Source organism: Tahibacter harae, assembly GCF_024437735.1.
GTDB lineage: Bacteria > Pseudomonadota > Gammaproteobacteria > Xanthomonadales > Rhodanobacteraceae > Tahibacter > Tahibacter harae.
This window is the reverse complement of record NZ_JANFQO010000007.1, coordinates 66,795-84,710: the sequence shown is the minus strand read 5'-3', so window position 1 is coordinate 84,710 and position 17,916 is coordinate 66,795. Positions and strand designations below refer to the sequence as shown.

Annotated in this window: 14 protein-coding genes; 13 read left to right on the top strand and 1 reads right to left on the bottom strand. The window is 69.5% G+C overall.

Annotation, left to right across the window (positions count from 1 at the left end):
* The first annotated feature begins 31 nt into the window (after nucleotides 1-31).
* The 3 genes from NM961_RS09500 to NM961_RS09490 are packed head-to-tail and all read left to right on the top strand — an operon-like array spanning nucleotide 32 to nucleotide 4,588.
* Nucleotides 32-976, top strand: a complete 945-nt coding sequence (locus tag NM961_RS09500) for a phosphoglycerate mutase (RefSeq protein WP_255913970.1) — start codon at nucleotides 32-34, stop codon at nucleotides 974-976.
* Complete coding sequence (recJ, locus tag NM961_RS09495) at nucleotides 973-2,703, top strand: single-stranded-DNA-specific exonuclease RecJ (RefSeq protein WP_255913969.1); 1,731 nt, start codon at nucleotides 973-975, stop codon at nucleotides 2,701-2,703. Before NM961_RS09500 ends, recJ begins: the two co-directional genes overlap by 4 nt.
* A gap of 19 nt (nucleotides 2,704-2,722) precedes the next feature.
* Nucleotides 2,723-4,588, top strand: a complete 1,866-nt coding sequence (locus tag NM961_RS09490) for a hypothetical protein (protein WP_255913968.1) — start codon at nucleotides 2,723-2,725, stop codon at nucleotides 4,586-4,588.
* A 92-nt stretch (nucleotides 4,589-4,680) separates the two neighbouring features.
* Here the strand turns inward: NM961_RS09490 and NM961_RS09485 are convergent, their stop codons facing one another.
* Nucleotides 4,681-5,463 carry a DUF3237 domain-containing protein gene (locus NM961_RS09485; RefSeq protein ID WP_255913967.1) on the bottom strand — a complete coding sequence of 261 codons (783 nt, stop codon included), beginning with the start codon at nucleotides 5,461-5,463 and terminating at the stop codon, nucleotides 4,681-4,683.
* Between the two features lie 235 nt (nucleotides 5,464-5,698).
* Here NM961_RS09485 and prfB point away from each other — a divergent pair.
* The 10 genes from prfB to smc all read left to right on the top strand — a co-directional run bounded on the left by prfB (nucleotide 5,699) and on the right by smc (nucleotide 17,905).
* Nucleotides 5,699-6,824, top strand: a protein-coding gene (gene prfB / locus NM961_RS09480; protein ID WP_255913966.1) for a peptide chain release factor 2 whose coding sequence is annotated in 2 segments (ribosomal slippage) — nucleotides 5,699-5,773 and nucleotides 5,775-6,824 — 1,125 coding nt in all. Because the reading frame shifts where the segments join, the coding sequence is not laid out codon by codon here.
* A 26-nt stretch (nucleotides 6,825-6,850) separates the two neighbouring features.
* Nucleotides 6,851-7,927, top strand: coding sequence for an ankyrin repeat domain-containing protein (locus NM961_RS09475; protein ID WP_255913965.1), 1,077 nt, complete (start codon nucleotides 6,851-6,853; stop codon nucleotides 7,925-7,927).
* Between the two features lie 50 nt (nucleotides 7,928-7,977).
* Nucleotides 7,978-8,598 carry an ankyrin repeat domain-containing protein gene (locus tag NM961_RS09470; protein WP_255913963.1) on the top strand — a complete coding sequence of 207 codons (621 nt, stop codon included), beginning with the start codon at nucleotides 7,978-7,980 and terminating at the stop codon, nucleotides 8,596-8,598.
* 82 nt (nucleotides 8,599-8,680) lie between these two features.
* Nucleotides 8,681-10,219, top strand: a complete 1,539-nt coding sequence (gene lysS / locus NM961_RS09465) for a lysine--tRNA ligase (protein WP_255913962.1) — start codon at nucleotides 8,681-8,683, stop codon at nucleotides 10,217-10,219.
* Nucleotides 10,220-10,224: 5 nt separating this feature from the next.
* The gene (locus NM961_RS09460) at nucleotides 10,225-11,373 is read left to right on the top strand and encodes an O-antigen ligase family protein (protein ID WP_255913961.1); all 1,149 of its coding nucleotides are present in this window, start codon (nucleotides 10,225-10,227) and stop codon (nucleotides 11,371-11,373) included.
* A complete protein-coding gene (locus tag NM961_RS09455; protein WP_255913960.1) occupies nucleotides 11,370-12,290 on the top strand; it encodes a COG1361 family protein in 921 nt (306 codons plus the stop codon). Before NM961_RS09460 ends, NM961_RS09455 begins: the two co-directional genes overlap by 4 nt.
* 159 nt (nucleotides 12,291-12,449) lie before the next feature.
* A complete protein-coding gene (locus tag NM961_RS09450) occupies nucleotides 12,450-12,749 on the top strand; it encodes a YciI family protein (protein WP_255913959.1) in 300 nt (99 codons plus the stop codon).
* The gene (locus NM961_RS09445; RefSeq protein ID WP_255913957.1) at nucleotides 12,746-13,012 is read left to right on the top strand and encodes a BolA family protein; all 267 of its coding nucleotides are present in this window, start codon (nucleotides 12,746-12,748) and stop codon (nucleotides 13,010-13,012) included. The genes NM961_RS09450 and NM961_RS09445 overlap by 4 nt, the downstream gene beginning before the upstream one ends.
* 168 nt (nucleotides 13,013-13,180) lie before the next feature.
* The gene (locus tag NM961_RS09440) at nucleotides 13,181-14,074 is read left to right on the top strand and encodes a peptidylprolyl isomerase (protein ID WP_255913956.1); all 894 of its coding nucleotides are present in this window, start codon (nucleotides 13,181-13,183) and stop codon (nucleotides 14,072-14,074) included.
* Nucleotides 14,075-14,404: 330 nt separating this feature from the next.
* The gene (gene smc, locus NM961_RS09435) at nucleotides 14,405-17,905 is read left to right on the top strand and encodes a chromosome segregation protein SMC (RefSeq protein ID WP_255913955.1); all 3,501 of its coding nucleotides are present in this window, start codon (nucleotides 14,405-14,407) and stop codon (nucleotides 17,903-17,905) included.
* The last annotated feature ends 11 nt before the right edge of the window (nucleotides 17,906-17,916 follow it).

Genomic DNA, 17,916 nt, shown 5'->3' with positions numbered 1-17,916 from the left:
CCGCGGCCGGTGAGCCGGCGGAGGGAGTCGCATGAACATACTGTCGCTGCTGCTGCCGCCGCGCGTACGCCTGGCCGCCGACAGCCGCCTCGCCGGCGCGCCGCTGGCGCGCTGGTTCACCCGCGGCGATGCGCTGCCGGCCGCCGCCGTCGGCCGCGAAACCGTCATTCGTGAATTTTTCCAGTTTGCCGGCACGCGCATCCCGGTCGCGGCGCTGACGCGCCAGGCCGACTGCGGCGATGCCGCCGGCTTCACCTGGCTGCGCGCCGATCCGGCCCATGTGCGCGCCGACATGGCCACCGCGCGCATGCTCGCCTGCGGCGAGCTGGGCCTCAGCGCCGAGGATTGCGCCGAACTGCTGCGCCCGCTCAAGCCGCTGTTCGGCGACAGCGGCTTTCCCATCGACGCCGCGCGGCCGTCGCGCTGGTATCTGCGCGCGCCGACCGGCGCGAAGCTGCCCGCGTTCGTGCCGCCGGAACAGGCCCTCGGCGACGATCTGCGCCTGCACCTGCCCGAGGGCGATGAAGGCCGGCGCTGGCGCAGCCTGCTCAACGAAGCGCAGATCGTGCTGCACAACCATCCGCTCAACCAGCAGCGCGCCGCGCGCGGCCAGCTGCCGGTCAACAGCCTGTGGTTCTGGGGCGCGGGCAGCCTGCCGGACTGGGTCAAGAGCCCGCTCAGCCGCGTGCTGAGCCGCGACGAGGCCCTGGCGGCGCTGGCGGCGCGGGCCAAGGTCGCCGTGGTCGCGCCCAGACCGGGCGAGCTGGCCGGCTTCGACGGGCATACCCTGATCGATCTCGACGATGCCCAGTCCCTGGGCGAACTGGGCGCGCACTGGCTGCCGCTGGCGGAAAACGCGCTCGGCAGCAAGCGCGTCGCCGAACTGCGCCTGTACCTGGCCAGCGGCGAGCGCGCCGTGGTCAGGCCCGGCCATCGCTGGCGCTTCTGGCGCCGCGTGCGTCCGCTGCGCGCATGAGACCGTGGCGCATCGTGCGCCGCGAGGCCGCCGCCGTTGACGACGGCTGGCCCGAGGGCATGCATCCGGTGCTGCGCCGCATCTACGCCGCGCGCGGCATCGCCGCGGCGCGCGAGGTCGAACACCGTCTGGCGCATCTGCTCGCGCCGCAGCAGCTTGGCGGCATGGAGCGCGCCTGCGAACTGCTGGAACAGGCGCTGCGCCAGCAGCAGCGCATCGTCGTTGTCGGCGATTTCGATGCCGACGGCGCCACCGGCACCGCGGTCGCCGTGCGCGGCCTGCGCCTGCTCGGCGCGGCCGAGGTGGATTTCCAGGTGCCGAACCGGTTCACCCACGGCTACGGGCTGAGTCCGGCGCTGGTGGAGGAACTGCTGCCGCGCCGGCCGCAATTGATCCTCACCGTCGACAACGGCGTCGCCGCGCATGCAGGTGTAGCCGCGGCGAACGCGCACGGCATCGCCGTCATCGTCACCGACCATCATCTGCCCGGCGATGCGCTGCCCGCCGCCGCGGCCCTGGTCAATCCGAATCTCGACGGCGACGGTTTTCCCAGCAAGGCCCTGGCCGGCGTCGGCGTGATGTTTTACGTGCTGCTGGCGCTGCGCGCGCGCCTGCGCGGCAGCGGCTGGTTCGCCGGGCGTGCCGAACCGGATCTGTCCACCTTGCTGGACCTGGTCGCGCTGGGCACGGTGGCCGACCTGGTGCCGCTGGACTACAACAACCGCATCCTGGTCGAAGCCGGCCTGCGCCGCATCCGTGCCGGCCTGGCCTGCGCCGGCGTGGCCGCGCTGATCGAGTCGAGCAAGCGCAATGCGGCCACGCTGTGCGCCGGCGATCTCGGTTTCGCGCTGGGGCCGCGCATCAACGCAGCCGGACGCCTGGACGACATGCGCCTGGGCATAGCCTGCCTGCTCTGCGACGAGCCGCGCCGCGCGCGCGAGCTGGCCGATACCTTGTCGGCGATTAACGCCGAACGGCGCGATTTGCAGGCACAGATGGTGGAGCAGGGCGAGGCTACCGTGGCGCAATACCTCGCGCGCCACGGCGCCGACACCTTGCCGCTGGGCGTGGTGCTGTTCGAGCCGGAATGGCATGTGGGCGTGGTCGGGCTGGTCGCATCCAAGCTCAAGGAGCGCCTGCACCGGCCGGTGATTGCCTGCGCGCCGGCCGGCGAGGGCAGCGACGAAATCAAGGCCTCGGGCCGTTCCATCGCCGGCTTCCACCTGCGCGACGCGCTGGCCGAAGTCGATGCGCGCGAACCCGGCCTGATCCAGCGCTTCGGCGGCCATGCCATGGCCGCGGGGCTGAGCCTTTCTATGGCACGCCTGCACGATTTCGCCGCCGCCTTCGATGCGGTCGCGCGGCGCCGGCTGGATGCGGCCCTGCTCGATCCGGTGCTGCACACCGACGGTTGTCTCGATGCGGCTGACTACGACCTGGAACTGGCGCGCCAGCTGCGCTTCGCCGGGCCCTGGGGCCAGGCCTTTCCCGAGCCGCTGTTCGACGACGAATTCCAGCTGATCGACTGGAAGACCATGGGCGAGACTCACCTGCGCCTGAACCTGCGCCACGCGCGCTGCCGCGAGCCGCTGGCCGCGGTGATGTTCGGCGGCTACCAGGGCAGCCCGCCGCCGGCGCGGCTGCGCGCGGCTTTCCAGCTCGGCATCGACGACTGGAACGGGCGCGAGCGGCTGCGCCTGCTGATCCGCCATATCGAACCGCTGTAGCGGCCGGCGGAGTGACTTTGTGGATAAAGTTGCAGGCCCGGAAATCCGCCTGAACGCCGCCCCGGCCAGGCCGCGCACGTGCCGCATCGCCGGCTATGTGCTGCTGGCCGTGCTGGTACTGCTGGCGCTGGCGCGCGTGCCGTACGCGGCCACGCATCTGGATCTGGCCCGCGACATCTTCGTCGCCTGGCGTTTCCTGCACGGCGAGGAGGTGCCGCTGGCCGGGCCGGTGCTGGCGGCGACTATCCACCTGGGACCGGCCTGGTACTGGCTGTTGGCCGCGCTGCTGGCGCTGACGCGCAGCTGGCTGGGCGTGCTGCTGCTGCTGGGCGTGCTGTCGGCGCTGCAGTATCCGCTGGCCTATCTGGCGGGCAAGGAACTGCACAGCCGCGGTACGGGACTGCTCTGGGCCGTGCTGCTCGCGCTGCCGGCCTGGAGTTCGTTCGAATGGCTGCTGCCGCAGCATTACGTGCTCACCGCGCCGCTGCTGCTGGCCACGCTGGTGTGCCTGCTGCGCTACCGCCGCGCGCCGCGCACCCGATACCTGGCGGGCATGGCGCTGGGTCTGGTGCTGGCAGTGCATGCGCATCCGAGCAGCGTCGGTTTCGCCTGGCCGGTGCTGGGCGTGCTGGCGGCGACGGCGCTGCGGCGGGAACTGCGCCTGAAATCGCTGCTGGTTGCTGCGGCGCTGGCCTTGCTGCCTTTGCTGCCGTATCTGCTGTGGAGCTGGAACAACGATTTCGCCGACCTGCGTGCCGGCGGCGTCTATCTCAGCGACGGCCGCAGCACGGGCAACCTGGCCAGCCTGCCGGAGGTGCTGTACCAGTCGGCGCTCGGCGGCGCGCTGTACTGGCTGCAGCACATGTTGAACCTGCCGCGGGCACTGCTGCCTGTCGCGCTGACCTTGCTCGCGCTGCTGCCGCTGGGCGCCGCCGCCGGACTGTGGCGGCTGCGCCGGCAACCCGGCGGCGCGGCGCTGGCGTTGCAGGTGCTGGCGGCGATAGCCGCGATTGCGCTGACCACGGCCCTGATCCGCGCCCAGACCACCTACTACATGACCACGCCGCTGCGCATCGCCGCGCTCGGCGGCATTGCGCTGGGCCTGGCGGCGCTGGGCGGCGGTGCCGGCGCTGCGGCGCCGCGCGGCTGGCGGTGCGCCGGCGCCGCGGCGCTGACCGGGCTGGTGCTGGCCTTCAACCTGGCCAGCCTGCTCGCGGCGAATGCCTATCTGCGCCGCGGCGACTGGCCCTTCGATTTCGCCGCGCTGTTCGATGTGACCGGCACGGGCGCCGCTGCCCAGCGTCTGCCGCTGCTGCCGGCGCGGGCCATGCGGGCCAGCGGCGAGTTCCTCTGCAGCCAGGCCGCGCCCAGCGTGCACGGCGCCTATGCGCGCCACCTGCTGCACGACTACGCCATCGAGATGCGCCTGGCCTGCGGCCGCAGCGATGCGATCGCCGGCGGTGCCGATCCGGCGCGGCAGCACTGGCTGGGACTGGCGCGCACGCTGACCGCCCAGGCGGGCCTGCGGGCCGAACGCAGCCTGGGTCCGTTGCAGCTGTTTCCGGTGCGCCGCGTGCTGAATGGCGATGCCTTCCCCATGCCGCAGACGCCGGTCTATCCCATCCACCTGCCGCAGGCCAATGCGCCGGAAACGCGCCGCTTCAGCCTGCTGCTGCAGCCTGGCGAGCGCATCGCCGTGTCCGAGACCGCGTTCTTCATCGCCGCGGCCGAGGTGGCCTTCGCAGGCGGCGCTCCGCAGCCGCGGCTGCTGGGCGGGGATGCGGTCTCGCGCGTCTACGGGTGTGAAGAATGCGCCGCACCGGTCGCTGTCGAACTGCTCGTGACCACGGCGAATTTCAGCGATACCGACGTCGTGGTGTTCTGAGCGCTACCCATGGCCGTGCTCGCCATGGATACCCAGGCTGTCGTATGAAACCGGAAAAACCCTCCCCAGGCGAGCCAGGGGAGGGCGAGTCTTCAATCGACGGAGTACGACTGCAGCGTCACCGGCACCGTCGTCGTATTGACCGAGAACTGCACCACGAAACTGGCCGACGCGGCGGGGGCAATCGTCTGGCTGGCCCATTGCATGGCCGACGTGTAGTCGGCGGGGCCGAAGGGCAGGCCGCTGTTGTCGAGGTTGGTCACGGCGGCGTCGTCCAGTACGGCGCCCAGGTCGGTGCCGCCGAACGGGCGCACCATGAAGGCGCTCGCCCCGATGCCGACGTATTCGCCGGTGGCGCCGCCGGGATCGGTCAGGCCGATGCGGGTGGTGCCGATCTGCGTGGCCGAGTCATTGCCGGCCGTGGGCTGCACGTCGAAGTCGAGCATGTGGAAGATGTCGATGACCAGCGGATTGGTCTGGCTGAGGTTGGTGATGGTCATGGTCTGCTCGACCCGGCCGGAAGGGCCGTTGAAATTCGTCACGACCGACACTTCTCGCGCGGAGAACAGGCCGCGGGCACCGACGTCGGTCCAGTCCAGGGTCGCGGTATTGGCGGTGTAGTTCTGGGTCGACGGCGCGGGGAAGAAGAACTCGCGCGTGTCGCCGGAGACGCGGAAGTACCAGCCGGCTTCGAACAGGTGGTCCTGGACCGTGGTCGCGGAAACACCGGTGAAGTTGCCGGTAGGGGTGGCGTCGAAGGGAGTGCCGGTGCGGGCAAACGTGGCGGCTCCATCGGTAATGGTGCCTTGGGCAAGGACTGCGGTGCTGCAGAGCAAAGCGAGGATCATGGCGGACACACGAACAGATCGAAGCATGTCATTTCCCCAGTTGGTCCGGCCCGGCCGGAATGGTGCGGTGACTGCGGCTCGACAAAGGCCGTCTGCTACAACGGCCGGCCCGTGGCGTCAGACGGATTCGCTCCTGCGACGCCCCGGACTGCGGAGGGTGGCCGGGCCCCCTTTCCGGCCAGCTGAGCGCCCTGATCGCCAGCTGGGCCCCCCGTTTTGGTATTCTGCCAATCTTTTTCCCCGCTCAACCATTGCCACGACCATGATCGAGACCAATCCGATCTCCGCGCGCATCGACGACCTCAAGGGTCGGGTGCAGTCGCTTAGGGGGTATCTTTGACTACGAAAGCAAAGCTGAACGCCTCGAAGAAGTAAGCCGCGAGCTGGAAAGCCCCACCGTCTGGGACAACCCGCAACGGGCCCAGGACCTGGGCAAGGAACGCGCCCAGCTGGAAAAGATCGTCCACGGCATCAAGAGCCTGGTCGAAGGCCTGGACGGCGCCGCCGAACTGCTGGAAATGGCCGTCGCCGAAGCCGACGAAGGCACCGCGCTCGCGGTCGCCGACGATGTGGAATCGCTTGCCGCCAAGGTGGACAAGCTGGAATTCCAGCGCATGTTCTCCGGCAAGATGGACGCGGCCAACGCCTTCGTCGACGTGCAGGCCGGCGCCGGCGGCACCGAGGCGCAGGACTGGGCCGAGATGCTGCTGCGCATGTACCTGCGCTGGTGCGAGAACAAGGGCTGGAAGACGGAGCTGATGGAAGTCTCCGCCGGCGATGTCGCCGGCATCAAGAGCGCCTCGTTCCGGGTCGAGGGCGATTACGCCTATGGCTGGCTCAAGACCGAGATCGGCGTGCACCGCCTGGTGCGCAAGTCGCCGTTCGATTCGGACAACCGCCGCCACACCTCGTTCTCGTCCATCTTCGTCTCGCCCGAGGTGGACGACGATATCGACATCGAAGTCAATCCGGCCGATCTGAAGACCGACGTCTACCGCTCCTCCGGCGCCGGCGGCCAGCACGTGAACAAGACCGAATCCGCGGTGCGCATCACCCATGTGCCCAGCGGCGTGGTCGTGGCCTGCCAGACCGAGCGTTCGCAGCACGCCAACCGCGACCGCGCGATGAAGATGCTCAAGGCCAAGCTGTACGAGATCGAGATGCAGAAGCGCAACGCCGAGAAGGATGCGCTGGAAGCGACCAAGTCCGACATCGGCTGGGGCAGCCAGATCCGCTCCTACGTGCTGGACCAGTCGCGCATCAAGGATCTGCGCACCGGCGTGGAGCGCACCGACACGCAGAAAGTGCTCGACGGCGACCTGGACGAATACATCGAAGCCAGCCTCAAGCTGGGCCTGGAAGCCGGCGCCAAGCGCATCGACGCCTGAGCCGCGGCCACTCACGGAGGAAGTGCATGAAGCTGCAGCGAAACCTGCTTGCCCTCGCGCTGGGCTGCGCCCTGGCCGGCGCGGCCCTGGCGCGCCAGCCGCCCGGCCCTGCCCAGCTGATCGAGCGGGCCGAGGCCCAGGTGGAGCAGGGCACGGCCGATCCGCAGCGCGATCTTGAACCGCTGCTGCGAAACCTGCGTGCGGTCAGGGACGAAAGCGCCCGGCACAGCCTGATTTCGGCGATAGAGAAACTCGGCGACGCCGACGGCGCCAGCCCGGCCGCGGTCAAGGCCTGGTTCGCCGAGCAGGCGCCGCCGGTGCTGCTGGACGTGGCGCGCAGCCAGGCCGGCTGGAGCCTGCGCGGCGACGCGCTGATGGCGCTGCGCACGCTGGATGCGTCCGATGTGGTGCTGGACGAGGCCATCGCCATTGCCCGCGCCGATACGAGCGAGCAGAAAGGCTATATCCGCAGCCGCGGCGCCCTGCTGGAAGACTGGAAGGACAGCCGCCGCCGCAGCGGCCGCAGCAGCGCGGCGGCCAGGCCCGCCGACGCGGCCAAGGAACAGCAGGCGCTGGAACTGCTGCGCACGCGCAGCGTCGGCGTATCGGCGGATTCGCTCAGCGATGCCGTCGGCAAGAGCCGCCCGGATGTGGTGTCCGCGCTGCTGGACGCGGGCGTCGACGTGAACGCGCCGGGGCCGGCCGGCATGAGCCTGCTGACCGTTGGCGCGATGATCGCCTGCAGCAACAAGAACCCGGTCGAACGCCAGCTGGACGTGCTGGATATCCTGTTCCGCCGCGGCGCCCAGGTGAATGCGCGCGACGCGCAGGGCAATACCGTGCTGATGGCGGCGGTGCAGTCCTGTCCGCTGCCGGTGATCGAGAAATTCGTCGCCGGCGGCGCAGAGCCCGATCCGGTCAACGCGCAGCAGTTCACGCCGCTGAAGATGGCCCTGATCGGCGGTCACTGGGACATCGCCGACTTCCTCGTCGGCAAGGGCGCGCGCATCACGGCCGGGGAAGCCGACCAGCTGTTCTTCGAGAAGCCGCAGGATCCGGCCCAGCTGGCCGTGCTCAAGCGCGCGATCAAGCCCGGCCAATGAACACGGCCGCGCCAGGCATGGCGCGGTGCCTCGCACTCAAGGAGAAACGCATGCGTTGCTACGCTTATCTCGCCGCCGCCGTCCTGCTGGGCTGCGCCGGCTTCGCCTCCGCACAGCCTGCCGATGCGCGCATGACGCGCGCGCAGGCCGAAGCGCTGATGGAGGAAGACGGCACCGACGTGATGCAGGAAAACCTGCCGGTGAACCTGTTCAACGCCAAGGCCGACATCGTCGAGGCCATGCTGGTGCTGGGCGTGGATCCCAACGGCAAGCTGGAACAGACGCCGCAGAGCACTATGGAATTCGCCGTCTCGGCCTGCATGGACAAGCGCATCGCCGAGGCCGACGTGCTGAAGACCCTGGATCTGCTGTTCCGCTACGGCGCGCGCGCCGACGACAGCGGCATGATGCCGCCGCTGATCCTGGCCGCGCAGCAGTGCACGCCGGCCGTGGTCAAGCGCCTGATCGCCGGCGGCGCCAAGCTCGATGTGCGCCTGCCGCAGGGCTTCACGCCGCTGTCGATGGCGCTGATCGTGGGCAAATACGACAACGCCGAAGTACTGATCGACGCCGGCGCCCGGCTTTCGGCCGAAGGCGCGGCCAAGCTCAGTGAAGGCCAGCAGGACAATGCGAAGCTAATGTCATTGGTAAAGCGCGCGACGGCCAAGTAAGTTGCCCAGGCCGCCGCCCGTGGCGGCCGATTACCCCCGTCGTGCAAGCCGCCGCCGGCGGGCCGAACCGGAAACGAATGCGATGAACAGCCAGACCGAAACCACCGCCCAGGATGCCCCGTCCGCCGCCGACGAGAATCGCCTGATCGCCGAACGCCGCGACAAGCTCAAGGCCCTGCGCGCCGCCGGCATCGCCTTCCCCAACGATTTCGCCCCGGACGCCTTCGCCGGCGACCTGCAGGCCGAATTCGCCGACAAGGAGCAGTGGTCCGCCGAGGCCATCGATGCCCTGCAGCGCCGCGTGCGCGTGGCCGGCCGCCTGCTGGCCAAGCGCCAGATGGGCAAGGCCAGCTTTGCCCAGATCCAGGACATGTCGGCGCGGCTGCAGCTGTTCCTGCAGCAGGCCGCGGTCGGTGAAGAAACTTATGCCGCCTTCAAGGGCTGGGACGTGGGCGACATCATCGCCGCCGAAGGCCTGCTGACGCGCACCAAGACCGGCGAACTTTCGGTAAAGGTGGAAAGCCTGCGCCTGCTGACCAAGTCGCTGCGCCCGCTGCCGGACAAGTGGCATGGCCTGAGCGACGTGGAACAGCGCTATCGCCAGCGCTATGTCGACCTGATCGTCACCGAGGAATCGCGCCGCGTGTTCAAGCTGCGCTCGGCGGTGATCGGCCATATCCGCAAGTGGCTGGAAGATCCGGCGCGCCGCTTCATGGAAGTGGAGACGCCGATGATGCACGTGATCCCGGGCGGGGCGACCGCGCGGCCGTTCGTCACCCATCACAACGCGCTGGATCTGGAACTCTACCTGCGCGTGGCGCCGGAGCTGTATTTGAAGCGCCTGGTCGTCGGCGGCTTCGAGCGCGTCTACGAGATCAACCGCAATTTCCGCAACGAGGGCGTGTCCACCCGGCACAACCCCGAATTCACCATGCTGGAGCTGTATCAGGCCTACGCCACCTACAACGAGATCATGGACCTGACCGAGGCCATGATCCGCGACACGGCCCAGGCCACCCTGGGCACCACGGCGCTGCGCTGGGAAAGCCGCGATATCGACGTGGGCCCCGCGTTCAGGCGCTGGCCCATGGAGCAGGCCGTGCGCGAGTTCAATCCGGAAATTGCCGGACATGAACTGCGCGACCGCGACGCCCTGGCCGCGCACTGCGCGCGCAAGGGCATCCACGTCAAGCCGTCCTACGGCTGGGGCAAGCTGCTGCTGGAACTGTTCGAGGCCACGGTGGAGCAGACCCTGGTGCAGCCCACCTTCATCACCCAGTACCCGACCGAGGTCTCGCCGCTGGCGCGCGAGAACGACAGCGATCCGGGAATCACCGACCGCTTCGAGCTGTTCGTCGGCGGCAAGGAACTGGCGAACGGCTTTTCCGAGCTGAACGATCCGGAAGACCAGGCGGCACGCTTCCTGGCCCAGGTCGCGGCCAAGGATTCCGGCGACGACGAAGCCATGCACTTCGATGCCGACTACATCCGCGCGCTGGAATACGGCCTGCCGCCGACCGGCGGCCTGGGCGTGGGCATAGACCGCCTGGTCATGCTGCTGGCCGATGCCGCCTCGATCCGCGACGTGCTGCTGTTCCCGTACATGCGTCCGGAAGCCTGAATTCCGTGGCCGGCCTGCGGGGGGCAGGCCTGGCCAGTGCAGCAGGCCTCGCCGGCTTTCTCGCACTGCAGGGCGCCGATGTCACGCTGGGGCCGGCCTGGGCCTGCCTGGTGCTGGCAACCGCGCTGGCGCTGTGGCGCGACCGCATCGACCTGAGCCGCGCGCCGGACGCGCTGGAATGGTCGCTGCTGGCCTTTCTCGCCGTGGCGGCCGTGGCTTCGCTCGCGGGGCTGGACCCGCGCCGTTCGCTGGCCTTGAGCGTGCCCGTGCTTGCGGCGGTGCCGCTGTGGTTCCTGCTTGTGCGCGGCGATGCCTGGCCGGCGCTGGCGCGCTGGATCGCGCCGGCGCTGGGCCTGGCCGCCGCGGCCCAGATCGCGCTGCTTGCGTTCGCCGCGTGGCGCCAGCCGGGCGGCGAACCCGCCGCCTGGGTGCGCGATAGCGGCGCGGCCTGGCTGGTGGTGCCCAACGACCTGGCCTGGACTGCCTGTCTGCTGCCTTTCGTGCGCGCCGCCGCGCCGCGCTGGCTAGGGCCGCCGGCCGCCGCCGTGTTGCTCGCGCTGGCGCTGTGGCTGCATTCGCTGACGCTGCTGGGCGCCGTGCTGCTCGCGCTCGCCGCGCAGGAACTGCTGCGCCGCGGCGTCAGATTGTTCGCGCTGCCGCTGCTGCTGGCGACGGTGGCGGCGGCGTTGCTGGCGCTGATGGCCGCGGCGACGCTGCTGCCGTCGATGCTGGCGCGGCTGCAGCTGTGGCAGGCGGCGCTGCACGTCTTCGCCGAACATCCCTTGGGGGTGGGACTGCACAATTTCGTCCTTGCCTACCGGGAGTCCTCGGCCGTGCCGGCCGCCGCCCTGGTGGATCCGCGCCTCACGCCCTGGCCGCACAGCCTTGCGCTGGAAGTGCTGGCGGAACTGGGTGCGGCCGGTCTTGCGGCGCTGTTGGCCCTGGCGGAGACGATGCGGCGCCGTGCGCTGCGCCTGTGCTGCGAGGAGCAGCCGCTGGCGTGTGCGACGGCAGCGGCCTTGCTCGTATTCGTTTTGCTCGCGATCACGGAACTCAGCTTTTTACGACTATGGGTGTGGACGCTGGGAGCCCTGCTGCTGGGGCTACTGGCGCGGCAGACCGCTGTTTCAACCACGTATCAGGGACGTCAATGAATTCCAATGCACGCAACAGCGGCCTGCGCCGCGCGCTCTTCGCCTGTGGGCTTGCGGCCACCGCCGCCGCGGCCGCGCTGTCACCGGATTGGAGTTCGCTGCTCAAGGCGCAGGGGTATTACGGCAGCGTCGATCTCAGTATCGCGGCCGCCATTTCCCCCACCGCCAGCCTGGTGCCCGGACAGGATGTGCTGCTGCTGGTCACGGTGACCAATAGCGGCCTGGATGCGGCGCAGCGCGTGCGTACCGTCGCCACGGCGAACAACCTGAGCTTCGTCGCCGCCGCCGGCTGCACCGCGGGTACGCAATACCCGCAGTGCAATCTCGCGGACAGCCTGGCCGCCGGCAGCAGTGCGGACTACCTCCTGCAGATGAGCGTTCCCGCCGATGCGCGCAATCATGTGCAATTTTCCGCCAGCGTCGCTTCCGACGACAGCGAAACCCGGCCCGGCGACGAAATCGTGCTGCTGAAGCAGCGCATCTACGTGCCGCTGGACCTGCGCACCGACGTGGCCTGCGCGCCGCAGAACCGGCAGGAGCGCTTCGTCCGCTGCAGCATCCGCTTCCGCAACGACAGCACCTACGGTGCGCGCCAGCCGACCCTGCGCACCGCTGTTTCTCCGCAGGATGCGCCGCCGGTGCGCTGGAGCTGCCAGTCCACCCAGTCCGGCCTGTGCGCGGCGGCCCAGCCCGGCAACCGGAGCTATACGCTGATCCCGGGCATGCTGGCGGCAGGCGCGTCGGTGACGTTCTTCGCCGACATTCCGCTGCAGGCCGGCGTGCCGCTGAACACGCTCGATGCCAGCGCCGCGCTCAACCCGGCGATGGCGGAGACGGAACTGAACCCGGCCGACAATGGCGACCAGCGCAGCATCGAGCCGACCCTGTTCCTCGACGGTTTCGACCAGAACCCGTAGGGCGATACTGACAGGGCTTTAACGCAGCCGGGCTGGGGCAATCCGCTAGAATGCGGATTCCCTGCGTTTCCGCGCCCCGCGGGACGCCGGTTCCATTTCTCGCTCGCCCGCCGCCGGCGCCAGCCGCGGCGGGCGCCGGACTGCGAAAGGACCTGAACCATGTGGTATGTGATCGAAGGAACGGATGCCGAAGGCTCGCTGCCGCGCCGCCTGGAAGCACGGCCCGCGCATCTGGCGCGGCTGCAGCAGCTCAAAACGGAAGGCCGCCTGCTGCTGGCCGGTCCGTTCCCCGCCGTCGACGCGGAAGATCCCGGCCCGGCCGGCTTCAGCGGCAGCCTGATCGTGGCGGAATTCGCCGATCTCGCCGCCGCGCGGGCCTGGGCCGAGGCCGATCCCTACGTCGCCGCCGGCGTCTATGCCGGCGTGACGGTGAAGCCGTTCCGGAAGGTCCTGCCGTGACCCGGCTGGAACAGATCCGCGGCGCGCTGCAGGCCGCCCTGGCGCCGCAGCAGCTGGATGTGATCGACGAAAGCCACAAGCACCTAGGCCACGAAGGCGCGCGCGACGGCCGCGGCCATTTCCGCGTGCGCGTGGTCAGCGAGCAGTTCGCCGGCAAGGCGCCGCTGGCGCGCCATCGCCTGATCTACGCGGCGCTGGGCGAGCTGATGCAGACCGATATCCACGCGCTCGCCATCGAGGCGCGCGCGCCGCAGGAGCAGTAGGCATTCCCCCGGACAAGCCGGGATCCCGCCCGGGATTGCGCCGAACCCCTGGATTCAAGGGGCGACCGGACGCCTGCGAGTAGGCATGCGGCGGGGTTGTGCAGACCGGCGGCCGAGTGTACGAACCGCGCTGCGGACACATGATCAGAAATTCCTAGAGGAGTTGCCATGCGTAGAGTGATGCCCTTGCTGCTGGCCGCCGTGCTGGCCGGCTGTTCCTCCGGCGACAGCGGCCAGGCGCCGGTGATCCAGTATTCCGGCGGCGAAGCCGTGCTGCGCGTGAACGAGCAGCCCGTGGTTTCGGCCCTGCTGGACGAAGTCGCCCGCGGCCGCGGCCTGGACCTGTCCAATCCCGAGCAGCGCCAGGCGGCGATCAAGGAACTGTCCGACTACGTGCTGCTGGCCAACTACGCCCGCCGCCAGGGCTACGACAAGGATCCCCAGTTCAACGCCGCGGTCGAGGCCCAGCGCCTGCAGGGCGTGGCCAATGCCACCGTGATGGCCTACGACCGCACCCATCCCATCGCCGACCAGGTGGTCAAGGCCGAATACGACGAGCAGGTGGCCAAGGCCGGCAGCGAGAGCTACGACTTCAGCCAGATCCTGTTCGCCAGCGAAGCCGATGCGCTCAAGGCGGCCGAAGGACTGCTCGGCGGCAAGGACTGGGCCGCGGTCTATGCCGAATGGAAGGACAAGGCCAAGCAGGCGCGGGAGTTCACCGACGTGCGCCTGATCCAGCTGCCGGCGCCGGAGCTGATCAGCGCGATCAAGAACCTCAAGCCCGGCGACTCGACCAAGGTGCCGGTCAAGACCCAGTACGGCTGGCACCTGCTGCACCTGAGCGCGAGCAAGCCGGTTTCCCCGCCGGCCTTTGCCGATGTCAGCGCGGAGCTGCGCCGGCTGATGCTGCAGCGCCAGAGCGAGGCCTGGATGCAGAAGATGCGCACCGAGGCGGTGATCCTGGACCTCAAGAGCCCCAAGGGCAGTACGCCGGGCGTCCCCGGTGCTCCCGCAGCGGCGCCGGAAGCGCCCGCGCAGCCTGCCCCGGCCAAGCAGGGCTGAGCCCGCCGCAGAGCTGGAATCGGTCCCAGCAATACGCTGCAAACATTTGAAACTACGCGGAAGATGACTGGCGCCCGAGCACGGGCGCCAGCCTCGCCGCCGGTGCGGGCGGCGCCCCCGGCGCCGGTACCCTCGGCTATACTGCCAGCCCACGCGCCGGGCCTCCGGCGGGGGAAACTGGCGTCCGGCCGCGCCTTCTGGCGGCAGTCGGACACGGCAAGTCTTCAATGCAGGCGCATGCGCTGAGCCTGCCGGCGGCAGAAGGAAGGGCCGGGTCGGGCCTTCCCGCGTTCACCGCTCCGGCCCAGCAGCGTGCGCCGCGGTAACCCCATGCGCCTGACCACGATCAAACTGGCCGGATTCAAGTCCTTCGTCGATCCGACCACGCTGCACCTGCCCACCAACATGACCGGCATCGTCGGTCCCAACGGCTGCGGCAAATCCAACATCATCGACGCGATCCGCTGGGTCATGGGCGAAAGCGCCGCCAGCCGCCTGCGCGGCGATTCGCTCACCGACGTGATCTTCTCCGGCTCCAGCGCACGCAAGCCGGTGGGGCAGGCCTCGGTCGAGCTGGTGTTCGACAATTCCGACGGCACCATCGTCGGCGAATACGCCAAGTTCAACGAAATCTCGGTTAAGCGCGTGGTCAGCCGCGATGGCCAGTCGCAGTACCTGCTCAACGGCGCGCGCTGCCGCCGCCGCGACATCACCGATCTGTTCCTGGGCACCGGCCTGGGCGCGCGCAGCTATTCCATCATCGAGCAGGGCATGATCTCGCAGGTGGTGGAATCCGATCCGGAAGCCCTGCGCCATCACCTTGAAGAAGCCGCCGGTATTTCAAAGTACAAGGAGCGGCGCAAGGAAACCGAAAACCGCATCAAGTCCACGCGCGAGAACCTCGACCGCGTGCGCGACGTGCGCGACGAAGTGGACAAGCAGCTCGAACACCTCAACCGCCAGGCCAAGGCTGCGGCGCGCTGGCAGGAACTCAAGGCCGAGCAGAAGCAGAAAGAAGCCGAACTGCGTGCACTGAACTACCGCGCCATCGCCGACGAGGTGGAAGGACAGGGCAATGCGCTGCGCCAGGCGGAAATCGAGATCGAGAAATTCGTCGCCGACCAGCGCCAGATCGAAGCCCAGATCGAAGCCAGCCGCGAGCGCCACCACAGCGCCAACGAACACCTGGGCCTGGTCCAGGGCGAGGTGTACAAGGTCGGCGCCGACATCGCCCGGGTGGAGCAGCAGATCGCCCACAACCGGGAGCTGCGCGAGCGCCTGGACAAGAGCCGCGAGGAAACCGAGCGCGCTCACCGCGAGCTGGCCGAGCACATCGCCGGCGACCTGGAACAGATCGAGACCTTGCGCGAAGCCGTCGCCCAGGGCCAGCCGCGCCTGGAAGCGCTGCGCGAGGCCGACGAGGCCACCGCCGACGTGCTGCGCGACGCCGAGGCGCGCTTGGCCGAATGGCAGCAGGCCTGGGATCAGTATTCGGCCTCCAGTTCGGAATCCACCCGCGCGGCCGAGGTCGAGCGCACCCGCCTGGACTACCTGGACCGCCAGTGCCTGGACGTGGCGCGCCGCCTGGAAACCCTTGAAGGCGAGAAGCGCGCCGCCGACCTGGGCGCGCTCAGCGCCGCGGCCGAATCGCTGGGCGACGAGCAGGAAAACCAGCGCGAAAAAGTGGAAACCCTGACCGCGCTGCTGGACGAGCGCAAGACCGCCTACGAGCGCCTGCTCGAAACCGAGCGCAGCACGCAGTCGGGCCTGAGCGATACGCGCCAGCAGTTGCAGACGTTGCGCGGGCGCCTGGCCTCGCTGGAGGCGCTGCAGCACGCCGCGCTGGGCCAGGAAAAAGGCGCCGCCAGCCAGTGGCTGGCCCAGGCCGGCCTGAGCGACGCGCGCCGCCTGGGCGAGGCGCTGGACGTGGACGCGGGCTGGGAAACCGCGGTGGAGACCGTGCTTTCCGGCCTGCTCGAAGGCGTGCTGGTCGAGGCGCCGCAGGATTACGCCGCCGAGCTTGCCGGCCTGCGCGAAGCCGACATGGTGCTGATCGCCAGTGCCCAGGGCGGCGAGGCCGTGCCCGGCACCCTGTCCGCCGTCACGCGCGGCCCGGCCGCGGTGCTGGGCCTGCTGGCCCAGGTACAGCTGGCGCAGGATCTGGACGAGGCGGGCCGCCTCGCCGCCGCACTGGCCGCCGGCCAGTCGGTGATCACGCGCAGCGGCGAGTGGTTCGGCGCCGGCCATGTGCGCGTGCTGCGCCGCGGCGGTGCGCAGAGCGGCGTGCTCGCGCGCGAGCGCGAGATTCACGCCCTGCAGGGCCAGAGCGAGGCGCTGGACGAGCGCGCCCAGGATCTGGCCGAACAACTGGACGAGTTGAAATCGAGCAAAGTGGAAAGCGAGCGCCAGCGCGACGACGCCCAGCGCGAGCTGTACATGGCGCACCGCCGCCTGGCCGAGATCGGCGGCCAGCTGCAGAGTCACCGCGGCAAGGTCGAGACGGCCCAGGCGCGGCTGGAAAAGGTCGATGCCGAGATCGCCCAGCTCGCCGCCAAGCTGGCCGAGGACGAGGCCCAGGTCAAGGAAGCCCGCGGCCGCCTGGATGCGGCGGTGATCCGCATGGGCGACCTGGAACAGCAGCGCCAGCAGCTGGAAAGCCAGCGCCGGCGCACGCTGGAACAGCGCGAGGAAGCGCGCATGAACTCGCGCGAAGCGCGCGAGCAGGCGCACCAGCTGGCCCTGTCGCTGGAATCCAAGCGCAGCGCGATCGGTTCGCTGGAACAGGCGCTGGGCCGCATGCAGGCGCAGATCGCCCAACTGGAGACGCGCCGCCAGGACATCGCCGCCCAACTCGCTGCCGACGAGGATCCGCTGACTGAACTCGACGGCGAACGGCAGACCTATCTCAACCAGCGCCTGCTGGTCGACCGCCAATTGGTCGACGCGCGCCGCGCGCTGGAAGACTGCGACGCGGAACTGCGCCGGCTGGAGCAGGAGCGCCAGCGCGTGGATCACGTGCTGACCCAGCGCCGCGAAGCGCTGGCCGAGCGGCGCATGTCCGAGCACAGCCTCAAGCTGCGCGCCGACAATCTCGCCCAGGCCATCGCCGAGGCAGGGCTGGAACTCGACGCCGTCATCGCCGGCCTGCCGGCCCATGCCGACATCGGCGACTGGGCCCAGGCGCTGACCGAACTGGAAGGCAAGATCCGCCGCCTGGAACCGGTCAACCTCGCCGCGATCCAGGAATACGAGGAACAGTCCCAGCGCAAGACCTATCTCGACGCGCAGCTGACCGACCTCAGCACCGCGATGGAGACCTTGGAAGGCGCGATCAAGAAGATCGACCGCGAGACGCGCCAGCGCTTCAAGGAAACCTTCGACAAGGTCAACAGCGGCCTGCAGGAGCTGTTCCCGCGCCTGTTCGGCGGCGGGCATGCGTACCTGGAACTCACCGGTGACGACCTGCTCGACACCGGCGTGTCCATCATGGCGCGGCCGCCCGGCAAGCGCGTGACCTCGATCTCGCTGCTGTCCGGCGGCGAGAAGGCGCTGACCGCGGTCGCCCTGGTGTTCTCCATTTTCCGTCTCAACCCCGCGCCGTTCTGCCTGCTGGACGAGGTGGACGCGCCGCTGGACGAGGCCAACGTCGGCCGCTTCTCCAACATGGTCAACGAAATGTCCGAACACGTGCAGTTCTTGTTCGTCTCGCACAACAAGACCACCATGGAGGCCGCGCACCAGCTCTGCGGCGTCACCATGCGCGAGCCCGGCGTGTCGCGCCTGGTCCAGGTCGACCTGGCCGAGGCGTCCAAGCTGGTCGGCGCAGCCTGAGCAAGGGAGAC

Excerpts from the sequence above, each read along its gene's own strand:
- NM961_RS09500 (WP_255913970.1), top strand. The coding sequence starts at position 32 with ATGAACATACTGTCGCTGCTGCTGCCGCCGCGCGTACGCCTGGCCGCC.
- recJ (WP_255913969.1), top strand. The coding sequence starts at position 973 with ATGAGACCGTGGCGCATCGTGCGCCGCGAGGCCGCCGCCGTTGACGAC.
- NM961_RS09485 (WP_255913967.1), bottom strand. The coding sequence starts at position 5,463 with ATGCTTCGATCTGTTCGTGTGTCCGCCATGATCCTCGCTTTGCTCTGC.
- NM961_RS09475 (WP_255913965.1), top strand. The coding sequence starts at position 6,851 with ATGAAGCTGCAGCGAAACCTGCTTGCCCTCGCGCTGGGCTGCGCCCTG.
- NM961_RS09470 (WP_255913963.1), top strand. The coding sequence starts at position 7,978 with ATGCGTTGCTACGCTTATCTCGCCGCCGCCGTCCTGCTGGGCTGCGCC.
- lysS (WP_255913962.1), top strand. The coding sequence starts at position 8,681 with ATGAACAGCCAGACCGAAACCACCGCCCAGGATGCCCCGTCCGCCGCC.
- NM961_RS09455 (WP_255913960.1), top strand. The coding sequence starts at position 11,370 with ATGAATTCCAATGCACGCAACAGCGGCCTGCGCCGCGCGCTCTTCGCC.
- NM961_RS09450 (WP_255913959.1), top strand. The coding sequence starts at position 12,450 with ATGTGGTATGTGATCGAAGGAACGGATGCCGAAGGCTCGCTGCCGCGC.
- NM961_RS09440 (WP_255913956.1), top strand. The coding sequence starts at position 13,181 with ATGCGTAGAGTGATGCCCTTGCTGCTGGCCGCCGTGCTGGCCGGCTGT.
- smc (WP_255913955.1), top strand. The coding sequence starts at position 14,405 with ATGCGCCTGACCACGATCAAACTGGCCGGATTCAAGTCCTTCGTCGAT.